The sequence below is a fragment of the Aeribacillus sp. FSL M8-0254 genome, assembly GCF_038008845.1.
Taxonomy (GTDB): Bacteria; Bacillota; Bacilli; order Bacillales; family Aeribacillaceae; genus Aeribacillus; species Aeribacillus composti.
The window spans coordinates 97,501-115,853 of record NZ_JBBOZY010000001.1 but is presented as its reverse complement, the minus strand read 5'-3'; the positions used below and the strand labels follow the sequence as shown (position 1 = coordinate 115,853).

15 protein-coding genes, 9 tRNA genes and 2 rRNA genes (1 of these 26 running past the window's edge) are annotated in these 18,353 nt (G+C 39.2%); 9 read left to right on the top strand and 17 right to left on the bottom strand.

Going from position 1 to position 18,353, the window contains the following annotated elements:
* Positions 1–196 precede the first annotated feature (196 nt).
* The 3 genes from NSQ44_RS00585 to NSQ44_RS00575 are packed head-to-tail and all read right to left on the bottom strand — an operon-like array spanning position 197 to position 2,922.
* Positions 197–1,954, bottom strand: coding sequence for a hypothetical protein (locus NSQ44_RS00585; RefSeq protein ID WP_340854446.1), 1,758 nt, complete (start codon positions 1,952–1,954; stop codon positions 197–199).
* Positions 1,935–2,462, bottom strand: a complete 528-nt coding sequence (locus NSQ44_RS00580; protein WP_340854444.1) for a hypothetical protein — start codon at positions 2,460–2,462, stop codon at positions 1,935–1,937. Before NSQ44_RS00580 ends, NSQ44_RS00585 begins: the two co-directional genes overlap by 20 nt.
* Positions 2,455–2,922, bottom strand: a complete 468-nt coding sequence (locus NSQ44_RS00575; protein WP_340854442.1) for a type IV pilus modification PilV family protein — start codon at positions 2,920–2,922, stop codon at positions 2,455–2,457. Before NSQ44_RS00575 ends, NSQ44_RS00580 begins: the two co-directional genes overlap by 8 nt.
* 677 nt (positions 2,923–3,599) lie before the next feature.
* Here NSQ44_RS00575 and NSQ44_RS00570 point away from each other — a divergent pair.
* From NSQ44_RS00570 to NSQ44_RS00530, 9 genes are all read left to right on the top strand, one after another.
* On the top strand, positions 3,600–4,991 hold the full coding sequence (locus NSQ44_RS00570) for a G5 domain-containing protein (RefSeq protein WP_340854441.1): 1,392 nt from the start codon (positions 3,600–3,602) through the stop codon (positions 4,989–4,991).
* A 72-nt stretch (positions 4,992–5,063) separates the two neighbouring features.
* On the top strand, positions 5,064–6,719 hold the full coding sequence (locus NSQ44_RS00565) for a GspE/PulE family protein (protein WP_082830256.1): 1,656 nt from the start codon (positions 5,064–5,066) through the stop codon (positions 6,717–6,719).
* Positions 6,720–6,731: 12 nt separating this feature from the next.
* Positions 6,732–7,784: a type IV pilus twitching motility protein PilT gene (locus NSQ44_RS00560; RefSeq protein WP_117017145.1), complete on the top strand. Its 1,053-nt coding sequence runs from the start codon at positions 6,732–6,734 to the stop codon at positions 7,782–7,784.
* A complete protein-coding gene (locus NSQ44_RS00555; RefSeq protein WP_340854440.1) occupies positions 7,771–8,976 on the top strand; it encodes a type II secretion system F family protein in 1,206 nt (401 codons plus the stop codon). The genes NSQ44_RS00560 and NSQ44_RS00555 overlap by 14 nt, the downstream gene beginning before the upstream one ends.
* 186 nt (positions 8,977–9,162) lie before the next feature.
* Complete coding sequence (locus NSQ44_RS00550) at positions 9,163–9,618, top strand: prepilin-type N-terminal cleavage/methylation domain-containing protein (RefSeq protein WP_340854437.1); 456 nt, start codon at positions 9,163–9,165, stop codon at positions 9,616–9,618.
* Between the two features lie 117 nt (positions 9,619–9,735).
* On the top strand, positions 9,736–10,731 hold the full coding sequence (gene pilM / locus NSQ44_RS00545) for a type IV pilus biogenesis protein PilM (RefSeq protein ID WP_340854435.1): 996 nt from the start codon (positions 9,736–9,738) through the stop codon (positions 10,729–10,731).
* A complete protein-coding gene (locus NSQ44_RS00540; protein WP_340854433.1) occupies positions 10,732–11,334 on the top strand; it encodes a PilN domain-containing protein in 603 nt (200 codons plus the stop codon).
* Positions 11,327–12,133 (top strand): hypothetical protein, encoded by an 807-nt coding sequence (locus NSQ44_RS00535; protein ID WP_340854431.1) that lies wholly within the window; start codon positions 11,327–11,329, stop codon positions 12,131–12,133. Before NSQ44_RS00540 ends, NSQ44_RS00535 begins: the two co-directional genes overlap by 8 nt.
* Before the next feature lie 18 nt (positions 12,134–12,151).
* A complete protein-coding gene (locus NSQ44_RS00530; RefSeq protein WP_340854428.1) occupies positions 12,152–12,904 on the top strand; it encodes a prepilin peptidase in 753 nt (250 codons plus the stop codon).
* Positions 12,905–13,333: 429 nt separating this feature from the next.
* Here the strand turns inward: NSQ44_RS00530 and NSQ44_RS00525 are convergent, their stop codons facing one another.
* The 14 genes from NSQ44_RS00525 to NSQ44_RS00460 form a co-directional block, all read right to left on the bottom strand.
* Positions 13,334–13,738 (bottom strand): hypothetical protein, encoded by a 405-nt coding sequence (locus NSQ44_RS00525; RefSeq protein WP_340854426.1) that lies wholly within the window; start codon positions 13,736–13,738, stop codon positions 13,334–13,336.
* 75 nt (positions 13,739–13,813) lie between these two features.
* Positions 13,814–15,034, bottom strand: coding sequence for an IS110 family transposase (locus tag NSQ44_RS00520; protein WP_044899176.1), 1,221 nt, complete (start codon positions 15,032–15,034; stop codon positions 13,814–13,816).
* A gap of 657 nt (positions 15,035–15,691) precedes the next feature.
* Positions 15,692–16,024 (bottom strand): protein rep, encoded by a 333-nt coding sequence (locus NSQ44_RS00515; protein ID WP_445659485.1) that lies wholly within the window; start codon positions 16,022–16,024, stop codon positions 15,692–15,694.
* A gap of 77 nt (positions 16,025–16,101) precedes the next feature.
* Positions 16,102–16,174, bottom strand: a tRNA-Ala gene (locus NSQ44_RS00510).
* A gap of 10 nt (positions 16,175–16,184) precedes the next feature.
* A tRNA-Pro gene (locus tag NSQ44_RS00505) sits at positions 16,185–16,261 on the bottom strand.
* A 4-nt stretch (positions 16,262–16,265) separates the two neighbouring features.
* A tRNA-Arg gene (locus NSQ44_RS00500) sits at positions 16,266–16,342 on the bottom strand.
* A 5-nt stretch (positions 16,343–16,347) separates the two neighbouring features.
* Positions 16,348–16,436, bottom strand: a tRNA-Leu gene (locus NSQ44_RS00495).
* Positions 16,437–16,443: 7 nt separating this feature from the next.
* A tRNA-Gly gene (locus NSQ44_RS00490) sits at positions 16,444–16,515 on the bottom strand.
* 6 nt (positions 16,516–16,521) lie between these two features.
* Positions 16,522–16,604: transfer RNA gene (locus NSQ44_RS00485), tRNA-Leu, on the bottom strand.
* Between the two features lie 7 nt (positions 16,605–16,611).
* Positions 16,612–16,687: transfer RNA gene (locus NSQ44_RS00480), tRNA-Lys, on the bottom strand.
* A 601-nt stretch (positions 16,688–17,288) separates the two neighbouring features.
* Positions 17,289–17,361: transfer RNA gene (locus NSQ44_RS00475), tRNA-Thr, on the bottom strand.
* Between the two features lie 154 nt (positions 17,362–17,515).
* A tRNA-Val gene (locus NSQ44_RS00470) sits at positions 17,516–17,591 on the bottom strand.
* 22 nt (positions 17,592–17,613) lie between these two features.
* A 5S ribosomal RNA gene (gene rrf, locus NSQ44_RS00465) occupies positions 17,614–17,729 on the bottom strand.
* 95 nt (positions 17,730–17,824) lie between these two features.
* Positions 17,825–18,353: ribosomal RNA gene (locus NSQ44_RS00460) — 23S ribosomal RNA — on the bottom strand; it runs 2,404 nt beyond the window's last position.

Genomic DNA, 18,353 nt, shown 5'->3' with positions numbered 1-18,353 from the left:
TTTCGGCTTTCGACAATTTTCTCGAAAAATTGGCTTTTAGACTGTCATTTCTTAATTTTTCATTTTATGATCATAACGGAAAGTATTGCAACGGAAAAACATCACAAAAAACAAAAAAAGAAGCCGATTCCTCCACCGCCTTCGCTATACACGAGAGACGGCGGTCATATCGGCAAAAAAATAAGATGAAAGGTATTTATTCTATGTCACGATTAATAATTTTAGGCGGATCTAAGTTTTTAATAACGGGCTCTCTAGACTTTATATCTGCATACGTATTGATAATTTCCGGATCATAAATAATTTGCAGCCTAGAAAGCTTGCCTATTTGGTTTTGTGCACCTTCAAAATAATCGTTATTCGTAATCCTTTGTGCTCCCTCAAAATATCGATCACTAGCACGCCCTCTTATCGCATTTAAAACAATGCGCCTCGCTGATATTCCTCCTTCTATACGAATATTTGAACCAACTCCAAACATTTCTAATGCTTGTTCTGAATAGAAAAACCCTTTAATATTACTAGGTTCATCCTGGTTAACGCTATTATTTCTAATGTTTATATTTCCTTTTGCAAAAATAATTAACGAACCGTTTTGACCTAATCCATTGATGCGCGAATATTCAATCGTCACATTTCCCATTACATACATAATTGAATTAAATTCCGCATCAGCCCCTCTAATCGTCAGATCACCGTTCACAAATATGGGGCCGTCCACCCGAATTTTGTCATAATTATTTGGGTTGTACGAATCAGACCACTCGTTGCCAATTGTTAAATCTTTCTCTATATAGGCCCCCTCCTTAAAGGTGGTCTGTTTGAATTGATTATCTAAATTGCGAATTGTTAATGAACCTGCAGTGGCAAAGCTTTTAAAAAGATTATTCCCAGTAAATATGTATTCATTACACCATAAAAAACATTCATCATGACTCGCATAAACTTTGTCATTAGGCCGATTTTGGTTTGAGATTAGTCTATTATTAGCTTTTATGATCGTTACACCGGGAGAATTATGTTTATAATAAAAAATCGATTTTTGTGCAGGAATTTGAATGTCATCACGGATCGGCTGCCTTTTTACAATAACCGGGGCTTGCCGATTGTAAAAAGCATCATCAATACGATCTGTTAGCTTTGTATAAGAACTTCCAAAATTAGAAGTTGTGATATGTTGTCCATATGGAGGTGTATGATTAAAGGTAAAAATATTTCCGCCAAGCAGTAAGTTTGCGTTTGCTTTCCCTTGTGTTGGTAAAATGCTCGGGTAAACGGACGCAATCCATTTCTCACCACTTAAAAATGCATCACTTAAATATGCATATCCGCGGTTTGTTATGATTAAATTCCCGTCTACCTTCATATCCCCTGTGATCGAAACTCCGCCGTGCAAAAACATATTTCCTTCACCAGGTATACAGGCATTTGGAGTTTTACATAATTTGTTGGCACCGAGCGCATAATGTAATGTCTCCAAAAAAGATTGTGCACCAATTTCAACTTCTGAAATAACCGTTTTTTCCTTGCCATCAACAAATCCTCTGCTTAAAAAGGTTATCTTCTTCTTTAGCGGGTTTTCTTCACCATTTTCTATTACATTTTCTATATTTCGTATATATACTCGATATTCACCAGTTGCGCCAGTATTGTGAACACTATTTACCTCGTCTTTATAGCGATTTAAAATCGTATTTAATTTCGTTATAAACTCGCTGCGGGTAATTCCTTCTTCTCCGAGTTCATTTTTCAAATCACTTTGAATCTGACTCGTAATATGCTCAATTCCTTTATTCGCTAATTCACGAGCTTGAACATAATCCTCGCTTGTTTGATTTCTTTTCACCCCAGATAAAGCAACTGTCAAAACGGAAACAGACAAAACTGTAAATAGTAAAAAGATCAACATGGTTAAGATTAAGGAGTATCCTTTTTCATTCATTATGATTTTCATTATTATTTTGCACTCCTTTTCGATCATCAATAATGTTCACAATACTTTTCAGTTCCATTGTTTGCTGTGTTTTAGTAGATTGTAAAACTAACAAAATTTCAAACACATCTTCTCGTTCAGTTTCTATCAATTTGGATTCGCGAGAAAGCACGATATTTCCGTTTGTTAACGACAATTCTTTGTTATTAATCACTACACGTGAATGTTCATGATCAAAACCAATTTTGCTGCCGTCATTTTTGATCAAAAAGTAATTCCCGCTTGGATCCGGCAATTTCCGCTCCTGAATCTCACTAACCTTTAACACAAACAACTCATCAATTAAATGGGCGAGTATATAATCTGCTTCATCGCGCAATGCTGCTTCTTCCATCGCACGGTCATATGTTTTTAATCCGCTAAAAAGAACAGAGTAAGCGATCAGTCCGATAACAGACCCCAATAAAACCACTGAAACAACTTCTACTAACGTAATTCCTTTACTAGAGGATATGATTTTTTTACTCATAGCTCACATACCCTTCAACCTTTGAAGAAATGGGTGTTTTTGAATTTTTTAAATTCACTTCAACAAGTACATTCAATAATCGAATCGCTTTTTCATTAGCAGTTTGACTGACCGTTACTTGAACTGCATACGTTTTATTATTTATAAGTGGAGAAAACAAAAGTTCACATTCATCGGGATCTGGACGGTTCGAGCAGCTGTCAGAAGTATAAACTTGCGGCTGATTAAAGCGATCATTATCTGGTTCATCAATATAAGAAAAAGGATTCATCTTAATTCTTTCCATTGTTGATTTCGCCAGATGAATTGCCACTAATTGATCATTGTTTACTACAGTTGTTTTATTTGTAAAAACAAAAAGATTAAGAAATGCCAAAATAATGATGGAAAGAATGACGAGAGAAATTAGTATCTCCACAAGTGTAAACCCGTCCATTCTCTTCACAATCTTCATTTTCATAGAATATTCACCCATTTTTTAAATATTAAGTAATAGTCGCAATGGCTGTAGTGAATTTGGAACTATATCCTCTGAAATTGGACTTTTTGACTAAAAAACCATTGTCTTAAACGAATCATAATAATAGAATGTAAGTATATGGAACATTTTTACTAAATCCGTAAAAATTTTTCTCTCCAAAATTTGCTATGATTATACAAAAATACATTATTTATTACTTTTATTTTACTTCAAAATAAAGCCTTTTAGACTAAAAGAAAACAATATTTTTACTATTTATCCAAATTTTTACATTTTATTGTGGATGAATTGCTGTAATTTTGCTATTATTATACAAAATATTTCATCTTCGTTGCTTTCATTTTACTCCAAAATAGGTCTTTTTAACTAAATAAAGCTGTATTTTTTACCTATTTTGTAAAATTTTATATTTTTACAGGCTGAATTAGACAAATCAATTGTACTTCTTCTTTTACTCATACGATGAAGAAACAAGCTCTAAGAAACTGGAGCCTTGCAGTAATCAACCGCGCTTCTGAAAGATCCCGAATATTGGCATTGAAATGAAAAGTCAACCTTAGTAATATATATTTATTTGCCGGTTTCAGCCTTCTAAGCTTGATCAGACAAATGATACATAGAAAGGCAGGTTCTTTATGAGCAGGATGAAAAGGTTAATGGCTTTGTTTTTTTCTTTCATAATCGTTATATCAGCTGCGACCATTAGTTTCGGAACTCCCCATATCGCAAACGCTGCCTTTACAATTCCTGATGGTTCTACAGTCGGGGGAATTGATGTCGGTGGAATGACTGTTGATGAAGCTAAAGACATTTTATCAGATAAGATCAATGAGTGGAAAAATCAAAGTGATATGACGATTGAATCACCCACGGAAATATTAACCATTCCATCTGAAGATATTCAGTATGACCTGAATCAAACGATGGATCAATTGCTCGAAAAAACAAAAACACCGTGGTATGCCTTCTTTATTAAAAAAAAATCAGTTGATCTGCCGTTGGTTGTAAAAGTGAATATAACGGATGAAGAACTTTCAGAATGGCCGAACCATATTGATAAAGTCAAAACGATAGACAACATTGAAACAACGGCCTCTTATTTAGGAGAACATAACATTCAAGCGGTTTTAACAGAAGCAAACGAACAAAATGATGTAATGGCTGAAGCAAGCTGGAATATTCCGAAAGACTATATCTTTTTAGATGAGTTAGTAGAAGAATTAAATGGAAAAAAGATAACACCTGGAAATTCATTTTCGTTTTTGCAGCAAGTGGCAAATGAGGTGAGTTATTTTAGGGAGGATGATGGAAATTTCATCGTTTCTATGCTGTATTCTTTGCTCCTGCAAACAAATGTAGAGATTATTGAGCGCCATTCGCAGCGAGTAATTCCGGCCTATTCAAAAGCAGGGATTGAAGCAAAAGTCAGTCAAACAGATGATAAAGATTTCGTCGTTTCAAATCCTGGAACTTATATATACACAATTCACGCTGAAAAAAACGGATCAAAATTGAAAATGGCGATCTTGTCCGCACCTCAAAAAACAAAATATCAATACAAAATTGAAAATAAAGAAGAGATTCATTATCGCACCATCTATCGTTATAAAAAGGATTTACAGCCATGCTGCAAGCGCGTTATACAAAACGGTGTAAATGGTCAGCGAGTGGAAGTATACCGAGTGTCAGTAGCCGAAAACGGCGCGGAGCTTTCCCGTGAGTTGATTAGCACTGATTTTTACTTGCCTGTACCTGAAATCATTTTATTAGCATTACCTTCTTCTGAAAATCAAAATAATAATGCGAATAACGAAAATGACCAAACGAATTCGGACGATACAAATACGAATAGTAGCCAAGCGGATCCTAGTAATGCAAATGCTGATCATTCAACAAATACGGACCAAACGAAGCAAAAGGATATAAATACGGACAATGGTACCGACGGAACTGAAAGCATGGGGCAAGACCGTTTTCAAAGCGAAGAGGAATACGAAAAGCAATTAATGGAGGAAAGTGTGGAGGAAGAGCCGGAATATGTGAAATAAAGGCAACGCCGTTAGAGAAAAGAAAATCTGAATGAATATGATAAAGCCAGCATCTTTGGAGGTGAACGGAAATTGTCTAGAAAGCGTTTAGGAGACTTGCTTTTAGAAGCTGGACTCATTACAAATGAACAATTAAACCAAACATTAAAAAATAAGTCACCGGATGAAAAATTAGGGGATGCCCTGCTGAGAGAAGGTTTTATTACCGAGCAGCAGCTGATTGAAGTATTGGAGTTCCAATTAGGAATACCGCATATCAATATTTATCAATATCCAATTGATCAGGATGTTCTTCAATTAATTCCAAAAGAGCTGGCAAAAAGGCATTATGTGATGCCAATCCGAAAAGATAAAAATAAACTTTTTGTTGCAATGGCGGATCCGATGGACTATTTTGCTATAGAAGAATTGAGAATGGCAACAGGATGCCATATTGAACCCGCTATTGCGACAAAAGATGAATTATATCGAACGATCACAAAATATTATGATCTTCAAGAATCGATGGAAGAGATCATGAGTGATCTTTCACCAAAGGATTCAATGGATGAAGCAAAAGTAACGGATGAAGATTCTCCTGTTGTTCGTCTTGTCAACCAAATCATTGCCAACGGTCTTGCCCAGCGTGCCAGTGATATCCACTTTGACCCGCAAGAAACAGACGTAAAGGTCCGCTACCGGGTCGACGGCATTTTACGTTTAGAGCGGTCACTGCCAAAACATATGCAAAATGTCATCATTGCCCGGATTAAAATTATGGCAAACTTAAATATTACAGAAAATAGATTGCCGCAGGACGGCCGAATTAAAACAACGATTAATTTTAAACCGGTGGATATTCGTGTCGCCACGCTGCCGACAATTTTTGGCGAGAAAGTCGTGATGCGGATTCTTGATTTAAGCAATGTATTAAACAGTGTGGAAAAAATCGGTTTTACAGATGAAAATTTGGAAAAATTTATTACTATGCTAAATCAGCCAAATGGAATAATATTAATCACTGGACCTACAGGATCCGGAAAGTCGTCGACATTGTATGCTGCTTTAAATCAGTTAAATTCAGAGGATGTAAATATCATCACGGTTGAAGATCCTGTCGAGTACCAGATCGAAGGAGTCAATCAAATTCAAGTAAATGAAGATATCGGCCTGACATTCGCCAATGGGCTTCGCTCGATTTTGCGCCAGGACCCGGATATTATTATGATCGGCGAAATTCGTGATACAGAAACAGCACAAATTGCCATTCGGGCGTCACTTACAGGTCATTTAGTATTAAGTACCCTACATACGAATAGTGCAGTTGCTGCTTTAACGAGATTAATCGATATGGGTATTGAACCGTATCTCATATCGTCTTCAATCATTGGCATTGTAGCCCAGCGTTTAGTTCGACGAGTGTGCCGGGATTGCCGCGAAATCGTCCGCCCGACTGAAAGAGAAAAAGAAATTTTTGCCAATAGAGGCCTTGAAATCGAGACGGTTGCAAAAGGCAAAGGCTGTCCAAGCTGCAACATGACCGGCTACCGCGGGCGCCTAGCCATTCAAGAGGTATTGCCGATCGATGCGGAGATTCGTGAACTCATCATGAATAATACGTCAACTTCTTATTTGCAAAATTTTGTGCGGGAAAAAGGATTAAAATTTTTAATCGATGACGGTTTGCTGAAAGTAAAAGAGGGATTAACGACAACAGAAGAAATTTTACGCGTCGCTGTCCTCGAGTAGGAGGTGGGCTTCATGTCATACAATATATCAGATTTACTTAAAAAAGCTTTTACGGATCATGCTTCAGACCTCCATTTAATTGTCGACTCTCCTCCGGTTTTTCGCATAAACGGCGAGCTAAAGCCTTACGGAGACCATTCATTGTCTAAAAACGACACGGAAAGAATGGCGAAAGAGCTTATTCCGGAGACGATGTGGGATACGTTCGAGCAGCAGGGCGAGCTTGATTTTAACTATGAATTAGAGGGGATTTCACGGTTTCGATTAAACGCTTTTCGCCAACGCAATCATATAAGTGTCGCGATCCGGGTCATACCGACGAAGATCCCAACGATCGCAGAGCTTAAAATACCTTCCATTGTCGAGAAATTGATGGAAAAGCCCCAAGGGTTAATTCTCGTCACGGGACCAACCGGTTCAGGTAAGTCAACGACATTGGCAGCGATGATCGATTATATTAATCGAAACTATTCCAAACATATTATTACATTAGAAGATCCAATAGAATATATTCATTCCCATAAGCGATCCATTATCAATCAGCGGGAAATTGGTTCAGATACGAAAAGCTTTGCAAACGGACTGCGCGCATCTTTAAGGCAAGACCCGGATATTATTTTAGTGGGGGAAATGCGGGATCTTGAGACGATATCGACAGCTATTACTGCTGCTGAAACAGGCCATTTAGTGCTGGCCACATTGCACACAAGCAGTGCAGCTCAGACGATCGACCGGATCATAGATGTGTTCCCGCCCCATCAGCAAAGGCAAATTCGCCTTCAAGTAGCAAACGTTTTGCAAGGAATCATTTCACAGCGCCTTTTCCCGCTAAAGGACGGATCCGGGCGAACGGTTGCAACGGAGATTTTAATTAATAATCCTTCCATTTCAAACTTGATTCGCAATGAAAAAATTCATCAAATCCACAATGTTTTGCAAACGAATAGAGCTCAAGGAATGCATACATTGGAAATGTCCGTTCAAAGCTTATTAAGCTCAGGAAAAATTTCTTACGAAAGCGCCATGCCATATATCAATAAAGGTGATGAAAATGGCTATCTATAAATATGTCGGTCGTACGAAAACAGGACAGCTAAAGAAAGGTACGATTGATGCACTAAATAAAACAAATGCGATAGCAAAATTAAGAGAACAAGGAATAAGCCCCCGTGAGATCAATGAAGCAAAAGGCTTGATCTATAAGGAAGTATCGATTGGCAGACCTGTGAAAAACCAGCATTTTGTCATTTATTGCCGGCAATTTGCAACACTGATCCGTGCAGGAGTTTCTATTGTAGATTCAACGAATATTTTATCAAAGCAGACGGAAAGCAAAGCATTGGCCAAAGTATTGGCTGAGATTGAAACGGAATTGCGGACAGGAAATGCTTTTTCAGATGCGGTGAGCAAATATCCGAAAATTTTTCCGGCCATTTTTGTCAATATGGTTCGCGCCGGGGAAGCCAGCGGGAGTTTGGACGAAACATTGGACAGGCTGGCGGCTTATTTTGAAAAGCAATACGATTTGAAGAAAAAAATTCAATCAACTCTTGCTTATCCAATCACATTAATCATTATCATCATTGCAGTTGTTGTGTTTCTGATGCTAACGATTGTGCCTAAATTCACCGAAATTTTTGCCCAATTTGATAGCGAACTGCCTGCCATTACGAAATTCGTAGTTGGCGCAAGCCATGTAGTTCAAAACTTTTGGTGGATTGTACTTCTTGTCTTATTAGCAGCGATTCTTGCTTTCAGCTTGTTGATGAAAAGCAATAAAACCTTTTATTACGCTGTCCATGTTATTTTGTTAAAAATGCCTGTTTTCGGCAAATTGCTGCAAAAATCAGCTATTGCAAGAATGACGCGGACATTATCATCCCTTTTTTCTAGTTCAGTGCCGATTTTACAAGCTTTAACTATTGTCGAGCGGGTTGTCAACAATCCAGTCATTGGAAAAGTCGTGTTGGACGCACGTGATAGTTTAGAAAAAGGAGACCGCTTATCCGAACCGTTTAGAAAAAGCTGGGTAATCCCTCCGCTCGTCACCCATATGACGGCGATCGGCGAAGAGACTGGTTCATTAGATTTTATGTTAACCAAAATAGCCGATTTCTATGAAGCGGAAGTTGACCGCAGCGTTGAAATTTTGAAATCGCTGATCGAACCGATTATGATCGTCATTTTAGCCTTAGTCATTGGGACGATTGTTCTTGCTATTATGATGCCTATGTTTAGCATTTATCAGCAAATGTAAATAGATGACGAAGCTTGCAGCATTAAAGCATATCTAAAAGAAACGTATTGTACTAGATTCCAAAAAATCCCTTTAGGAGGTGGTCAAGAAATCGAGTTAATAAAGTTTGGGATAACATGACAAGCGCTTGCCGTTATGCTTTATGAAAGTTAATTTATGAAAACTAAAACAAAGGAGGAACATGAAATGAGAAAACATGTAAAACTTCTCAAAAAAGAAAAAGGGATGACATTAATTGAGCTATTGGCTGTTATTATCATCATTGCAATCATACTAGCTATTGCAATCCCGATTATCACAAATGTCATTGGCGATTCTAGAGACCGTGCTACTGTATCAGAGGCATTAAATATTATTTCAGCTGCCAAGCTAAAATATGCTCAAGTTGGTGATCCAGAAGATGGTGATCAAGAAGATGGTGATCAAGAAGATGGTGATCAAGAAGATGGTACTGAAGCGTCTTATACTGCCGATGAGCTTGCAGGATATATTGATTTTGAAATTGACAATGATGATTTCCGAGTTTCATTTAACGGCACTACTTGGTCAATTTCTGGTCATCCTGCAGTTGGAATAGCTGGTACGAATAATGCTACAAGTGTAACTGAAGGAGAATTACGGAAATACTTAGATAATAACTAAAGAATCTTTTTCGTTGTAAACTTGGAACATGTAAACATAATAATTTGCCTGTTACTTTTTATCAAAAGCTGAAGTATTTCTCTTTTCCAAAATATTTGGTCACAGGAGGGTTCGCCTATGCTCACTTTTCTTTCGGCTAAAAAAACAATCAACTTAGTCATCGATGATTACGCGCTTCGGATGGTGGATCATTCCGGCGGCGATTTATCAAATATTAAACATTTCAAAGAAAAGTCTATACCGAACGGCCTGCTAGAGCATGGGCGAATTCTTGATGAGATGGAGTTTTATCATTTTATGAAGGAGACCGTCAAAGAGTGGGGAATCAAAAGGCGGAATGTCCAGTTTTATGCGCCTGATTCCCTTGTCATTATGAGAAAGGTAAAGTTTCCTGCTCATTTAAAAGATAAAGAAATCAACGGTCACTTTATTATGGAATTAGGACATACACTTTATCTTCCATTTGACAATCCAATCTTCGATGTATCTCCATTGCCTGGAAAGGATGATACACAAGAACGGGAAGGGCTTCTTTTTGCTGTTCCAGAAGATGAAATGAGAAAATATACGGAGATTTTGATTGATGCAGGACTGAAGCCTGTAGTTGCCGATATTCGTTCCATTGGCGTATATCGGTATTTCCAATATACATATATGACAAAAAATACAGATGAAGCATATTTATTTTTGGAGTTGAATTTAAACTCAATTATGATCAGTATTTTTTCTGAGGACCAACCTGAATTTTTAAGATTTCAAGATTTAGATATTCAAATGAAGGATTGGACAAGCTCCCAATACGATGATGATCTGCTCACCTGGACGTATAATGGTGACGAAGCGCAATTTTTAGGTTTAATTGATGATCAAATAATGGAATTGGAGCGGATGATGAATTTTTACCGCTACTCCATTCATAAAGGTCAGAAAGCTGTATCGAAAATTATGCTGTTAGGAGATTTTCCAAACTTAGATTTGATTAGAAAAAAAATAGAAAGTCAATTTCAAATTCCCGTTACGATTTTAGATGCTTACCTTTCTCCTGAAAAAATGGATAAAGTTCCTCGTCATTTTATACCTGCTTTAGGGCTTGCCTTGAAAGGGGGAAGTTAAGTGATCCCTGAAATAAATTTATTGCCGAAATCCGAAAGACAAAGCTCGTCGTTTTTGATTATTTTTATCTCTTTTCTTATTGTTTGGCTAATCTGTTTATCGATCATTGTTTATCAATATATTCATACGAAAAATGAGAAAAAACTGGCCGATACGAGAATCGAAAATTTAAAAATGGATAAGGAAATTTTAGAAACTCAAGTAGAAAATCAAAAAAATGGACAATCAGGCAGCTTAGAAGAAGCGGTCGCTAAAGCAGAGGAATTGACCGCACCTACCTCACATCTCATTGAAGAATTGCTGGAATTGCTGCCAAATCATAGCTATTTAAGCCATTATGAATATGAAAATAAACAATTGTCGATCCAAACCCAATTCGAATCATTGGATGTTGCCGCATCTTATGTTGCAAAGCTCGTCTCTTCCCCTCTTTTTACAAATGTAAGGATCAAAGAAATTAAAACCTTCACATTTGAAGAAGCTTCAGAGGAACAAGCGGATGAAGAAATGTTCAAGGAGATTCCGAGATATGATGTGAATATTATTCTTGAGACTCATTCTTCGGCGTTAGAGGACGAAAACGGGGGTGAAGAAGATGAGTGATTTCCTCCAAGAAAGGAAAATCTTTTTTTATTGTTTAATCGTTTTACTGTTTTTGCTTATTGGCGTTGTGTATATGTATACGGTAAAGCCTTTGAAAGACGATGTTGCGCTTGCACAGTTAGATGCCAATCAGCTTGAAGTGGAAATGAAGCAATTGGAAGCACAATTGAATAAAAGTAAAACGGATAAGGAAGAAAATACTGCTCAATTAGAGAAAAAAATGCCGTTAAGCCGCAATATGGATCAGCTGCTGCTTGATTTACAGGAAGCGGAATACGTCAGCGGCAGCCAAATCCAGAACATTTCCTTTCAGGATGAGCAAACGCTGTCTGAATCGGAATTATTATCGGAAAACAATAAAACAGATACGAACAATACGAACGAAAATAAGGAGCAAAATGAATCAACCGAAATGGAGTCTGCAACTAATCAATCTGAAAATGAAAGTGCAAATGCTCCGTCTAATCAAAGCGAAAACCAATCAGCTTCCAACGAATCGACAAAGGAAGATAAATATAAAAACGTGAAGCTAATAACCTTCAATCTGTCGGTTGTTTCACCAGATTTCAAACATTTTTTACAATTCCTACAAGAAATAGAAAAATTGGAGCGAATCACCCGAGTGGACGTCCTTTCATTCACAAAACCGGGAGAAAAGGAGCTTTTAGAGGACGAAACGAATCAAACCATTACAATGGAAATTCAATTAACTACTTTTTATTTTGATTCAGCAGATAAAAGTCATTCATCAGAAACAAATAAGGAATCGCAAAATGGTAAAAACAGCCCTAAATACTAATGTACGAGGAGTTTGGCAATGGTTTTCGTTTACCTTTTTTTCTTTGTTATCGGAATCATTTTCGGGTCTTTTTTTAATGTTGTCGGTCTTCGCGTCCCGAAAAAACGCTCAATCGTTCAGCCGAGGTCGCACTGCCCGCATTGTGGCCATTTCTTATCCTGGTATGAATTAATACCCATCTTTTCATATGTGCTTCAGAAAGGAAAATGCCGCAGCTGCCGTGTACCGATTTCGGCTATTTACCCCGTGATGGAGCTGTTTACAGGTTTACTATTTGTTTTTAGTTTTTATAAAATTGGATTTAGCAAGGAGCTTTTAGTAGCACTACCCTTTGTTTCACTCCTGATCATTATTACGGTGAGTGATTTATCTTACAAATTGATTCCGAATCGAATTTTAATCTTTTTCTTCGTTCTATTTGTTCTCCTGCGGACCTGGATTCCGCTTCATCCTTGGTATGATTCGATAATTGGAATGACTGTCGGTTTTATCCTTCTTTATTTCATTGCCATTGTAAGCAATGGCGGAATGGGAGGCGGAGATATTAAACTATTTGCTGTTTTAGGATATGCTTTAGGTCTTAAAGGAGTTTTATTAGCTTTTTTCCTGTCTACCTTGATTGGTGCATTATTCGGTTTATTTGGCATCATCACGAAACAATTAAGCCGTAAATCGGCGATACCATTCGGACCTTTCATAAGTATTGGAGCCGTGCTTTCATATTTTTATGAAACGGAAATTTTCCATTGGTATATTCAGTTAATCATATAATGGACAAAAGAGAACAGGTCTGACTTTTCTTTTGATATGAAGCCAAAGTATTTTTAACAGCTATCCTAGCGAGCTAAACGGCCTTTTCAAAATCTTTACAATGGTGATAATGCCATCCATAACAACGATAAATGTTAATTAATCGGTTACACGCTCTCTTTTCTTGTTGAATATATAAACACTCAAAGCTTGCAGAAGGAATATATACGCTAAATATATGGCAATGGAAAATACTATGTTATATCCCTTATCAATTCCCGAAGACGGCAAATGAAAATAAGAAGAAATATCTAAATGATTGAATATAACGTAATCAAAAACAGCAAATTTACGCAGAAATGCAAAAACCGCAATTTTTGCAATCTCCACAACAAAAAGTATGGTAAAAATAAACATATACTTTTTGAATAGAACAGCCAAAAACATAGATCATGTTACATAAAAAATTGCGGTATAGGACTTCGCAATAAGTAATAACAATGCATGATAAAAAATATCATGATGAAATCCATAAAGTATGATAACGATTATGCTAGTCGATAATACAATGATTCCGTTGCAAATAAATACGAACAAATAAGAAGCGTATATTTTATGTAAAATCATTTTACGGGTGCTTTTATTTTTTTCAAAAACTCCATCTTTCATGATTGAAGCAGCAGAGCAAAAAATATAATATAGCAAGGCAATTAGGGCAATGATATCGACAGAGAAGCTTTGGAAAATCAATGACTCCGATTCTTCCGATAAAGCATCCTGTACAGACTTCATATTCTCATTGCTAAGTATGAAATATTGCAGTCCGCATCCTATCCTGAAAACAAAATTTGGCAAAAAACAACCCCCACCTAGCCTTTGGAATATAATTTCCAAAGGAAGGTATTAAAGTTTATATATGGTTTAATTCCCTTATGCACCCACTTTTTCTAACTTCACTTCGTACCCTAACCCCTCTAATTTCTTCACCGTTTGACGCACGATCTTTGCTTCCCGTTGACGATCCCAATAGTCTGCCCCTAATTCTTTATACGGTTCCTTCCGAGTTAACAGGTAATAGATGATTTCTAATATCGTTCGTCCAACTGCCATACTCGCTCGATTCGCCCCTCTTCTTGCGGCTATGCGGTGATATTTCGCGGATAAATACGTATCCTTCTTTCTCGCGGCGGCACGGGCACATTCTACTAAACACGCTCTCAGCTTCTTGTTCCCTTTCCTCGTTCGGCTTGATAACCGTTTCCCCGCACTCTCGTAGTTTCCTGGTGCCATGCCTGCCCACGATGCCAGATGGCTCGCTGATGCAAAGCGACTCATATCGGTTCCGATTTCCGCCAAAATTTGTTCCGCACTTTTCCGCCCGACTCCCGGAATCGTATCTAAGAGCTCCAGCGCTTCTTCAAAAGGGCGCGTTCTCTCCTCGATCTCCTGATCTAATCGCGCAATCGCTTCATCTAGGTATTCCACATGCCGCCATTGTTCGGCTAACATCATCCGTTGATGAGGGCCGATTACCCCGTGTAATGCGCGCTGGAGTTCTTCCACTTTTTGTTTCAATTTCCCTTTTGCGAGCTGAGCGATGACCATCGGATCGTTTTTCCCTTCGATCAACGCACGAATCATTTTTCGTGCCGATGCCCCATTGATATCGGAAACAACGGACGACAACTTGATGTTCGCTCCTTCCAATACTTTTTGAATCCGATTCAATTCCCGCGCTCTTTCTTCGATCAAACTGCGACGATATCGAACGAGTTCTCGCAGTTCTCGTTGGGCTCGGTCCGGAATATAACTTCCTTTCAACAATCCATGGCGAAGCAAGTTGGCGATCCACTCGGCATCCTTCATATCCGTCTTCCGTCCAGGAACTGCTTTAATATGCCGGGCATTGACGACAAGCGTTTCGATTTGTTCGAGTTCGAGCAAATTGTACAACGGTTTCCAGTACACGCTTGTCGATTCCATCGCCACGTGCGTCACCCCTTTTTCTTTCAACCAGTTCACAAACTCCAGCAATTCATCGGTCATGGTACCGAATGTTCGTATTTCTTTTCCTTCAGGGGTGATGGTACAAGCGGTAATGGATTTTTTATGCACGTCTACTCCACAACAACGTTCATATAATACCTTCATCGCTTTCCCTCCCTGCTTCATTTCATCTTCAGCTGGTGCAGTAGCCTATGACGAAGCATTCTATCCTGCGTGCTTCCCAACTCGGGAGCGACATTCCGTGGTGCACCAGGCTACTGGGGTCCGTCTATCTTTCGGACTCTTGCGTACCATAGATGCATCGACCTCATGACCCCAGCTGCAAGGAGTTATTTCGACAATATTCGTTTTCATCCTTCCGATGGTGCCGAATTTTTTTCGGCATGGGGGTCTATCATGATTGCAGCAAGTATAACATAAATTGGTTTGTGATGAGAAAAATACATTTTTATTTCATTACCCATTTTCCTATCCTCTCATATATTCAAGAATGAAGAAAATTTTATCCAAGTTCCTCTGAATCGTTTTTTATAGTGAATTGAAATTAATGAATAAAACTAGAGCATTTATTACGATTAAAAACATACACAATAATAGCGCCTTTTTGGAATCGATGATATTTTTTTTAACAATGATGAATATATATATTACGTTTACAATAATCGTTATGAAAATTTTTGCGTATATATTCGTTGAAATATTGTAAACATACTCTTGATGAATAAAGTTTGAGATAATGATCGTAATGGAAAATGGCAAATATCCATTGCCTTTTTCCAAAGGCTTGTCCAATCTTTTTGACTAATATATAACTTGCCTGGTGAAATAACTTTTCTTTACTGGTAATAACACATGAAAATGTGGATGATATGTATGTTCTTCATGATTTTTCGTGATTTCTAAAGCTCGAAAATACCCAAGGACGGCTGCATCAAATCGCTTGTACTTCGTCAAACGATTAAACCCCTTCATCATATCGGAAATCGTTTGGCGAAGCTCTCCTCCCTCGACATTCCGAACTGTCAGTGTGAGAAATAACCAAGCACAATGATATCGCCGATTGGCTTCCTCAACAATCAATTTATTGTGATATGCAATTTTTAACGACCTGCGCCAGGCATGTCCATTTTTCATGGGCAATAAAAAAACCTTAGGAATCTCCCTAAGGTTCAGCGGATTATTGGAATTGGTTGTATGAATAAATATTTGGATGGAGCCTAGCGGGATCGAACCGCTGACCTCCTGCGTGCAAAGCAGGCGCTCTCCCAGCTGAGCTAAGGCCCCTTTAAATTCCTGGTCGGGAAGACAGGATTCGAACCTGCGACCCCATGGTCCCAAACCATGTGCTCTACCAAGCTGAGCTACTTCCCGTATATGGCGCGCCCGAGAGGAGTCGAACCCCTAACCTTTTGATCCGTAGTCAAACGCTCTATCCAATTGAGCTACGGGCGCAAATATGGTGCCGAGGACCGGACTTGAACCGGTACGGTAGTCACCTACCGCAGGATTTTAAGTCCTGTGCGTCTGCCAATTCCGCCACCCCGGCAGAGAAAAGCGGAAGACGGGATTCGAACCCGCGACCCCCACCTTGGCAAGGTGGTGTTCTACCACTGAACTACTTCCGCATATGATGCGGGTGGAGGGACTTGAACCCCCACGCCATAAAGGCGCTAGATCCTGATTCTAGTGCGTCTGCCAATTCCGCCACACCCGCGTCAAAATGGTGAGCCATGGAGGATTCGAACCTCCGACCCTCTGATTAAAAGTCAGATGCTCTACCGACTGAGCTAATGGCTCATAAAAAATTTTTTTCTCCTAATCCATTTTTCATTTGTCAGATGTCCCTTCCTCTGCCAGTCTTTTCGAGGATGTTGGATGCGTCGGGACAACTCGTCGCTTATTCGATGAAGCCTTGCTCGTTGCACTACCGACTGAGCTAATGGCTCATAAAAAATTTTTTTCTTCTAATCCATTTTTCATTTGTCAGATGTCCCTTCCTCTGCCAGTCTTTTCGAGGATGTTGGATGCGTCGGGACAACTCGTCGCTTATTCGATGAAGCCTTGCTCGTTGCTCTACCGACTGAGCTAATGGCTCATAAAAAACTTATTCTTCTAATTCATTTTAAATTTGTCAGATGTCCCTTCCTCTGCCAGTCTTTTCGAGGATGTTGGATGCGTCGGGACAACTCGTCGCTTATTCGATGAAGCCTTGCTCGTTGCACTACCTGCTGAGCAATGGCTCATGATCAAAAATATTTTTTCAGCTGTCTCTTCTGTCTTAACTATTGGGAAAACGATCAATGACATCAGGGCAAAACAACCTGCCACAAATTTGATGAAGCATTGCTTGTCTGACAACTGATTGAAAGACATATTCATAATAAAACAACTAAAATGATGCCGGCGAGAGGAATCGAACCCCCAACCTACTGATTACAAGTCAGTTGCTCTGCCAATTGAGCTACACCGGCATAATAACAACTTCAATACTCAGTTTTTTCCTTTGCTTAAATTGTTATTCCAATGAAAGTAAGCTTGCTTAAGAAGAATCTCAATGTAGTACGCTGAAGTATAATCAAAGAAGACAGAACATGCTCTCCAATTGAGCTGCACGAGCATGCAAGATGGTGGAGGATGACGGGATCGAACCGCCGACCCCTTGCTTGTAAGGCAAGTGCTCTCCCAGCTGAGCTAATCCTCCTAAAAACAATTAAATAAAGGCAGCCTGGCAGCGTCCTACTCTCACAAGGGACAAACCCTCACTACCATCGGCGCTGAAGAGCTTAACTTCCGTGTTCGGGATGGGAACGGGTGTGACCTCTTCGCCATTGCCACCAAGCAGCCTTTTCTGTTTTCCTTCCTGTTGTCAAATGACATCGGAATGTCATTCTTTCAAAACTAGATAACGTTTCTTTCACGAATAGATGCTCTTACTTGGTTAAGTCCTCGATCGATTAGTATCCGTCAGCTCCACGTGTCACCACGCTTCCACCTCGGACCTATCTACCTCGTCATCTTCAAGGGATCTTACTCGCTTTTCGCGATGGGAAATCTCATCTTGAGGGGGGCTTCACGCTTAGATGCTTTCAGCGCTTATCCCTTCCGCACATAGCTACCCAGCGGTGCCCCTGGCGGGACAACTGGTACACCAGCGGTGCGTCCATCCCGGTCCTCTCGTACTAAGGACAGCTCCTCTCAAATTTCCTGCGCCCGCGACGGATAGGGACCGAACTGTCTCACGACGTTCTGAACCCAGCTCGCGTACCGCTTTAATGGGCGAACAGCCCAACCCTTGGGACCGACTACAGCCCCAGGATGCGATGAGCCGACATCGAGGTGCCAAACCTCCCCGTCGATGTGGACTCTTGGGGGAGATCAGCCTGTTATCCCCGGGGTAGCTTTTATCCGTTGAGCGATGGCCCTTCCATGCGGAACCACCGGATCACTAAGCCCGACTTTCGTC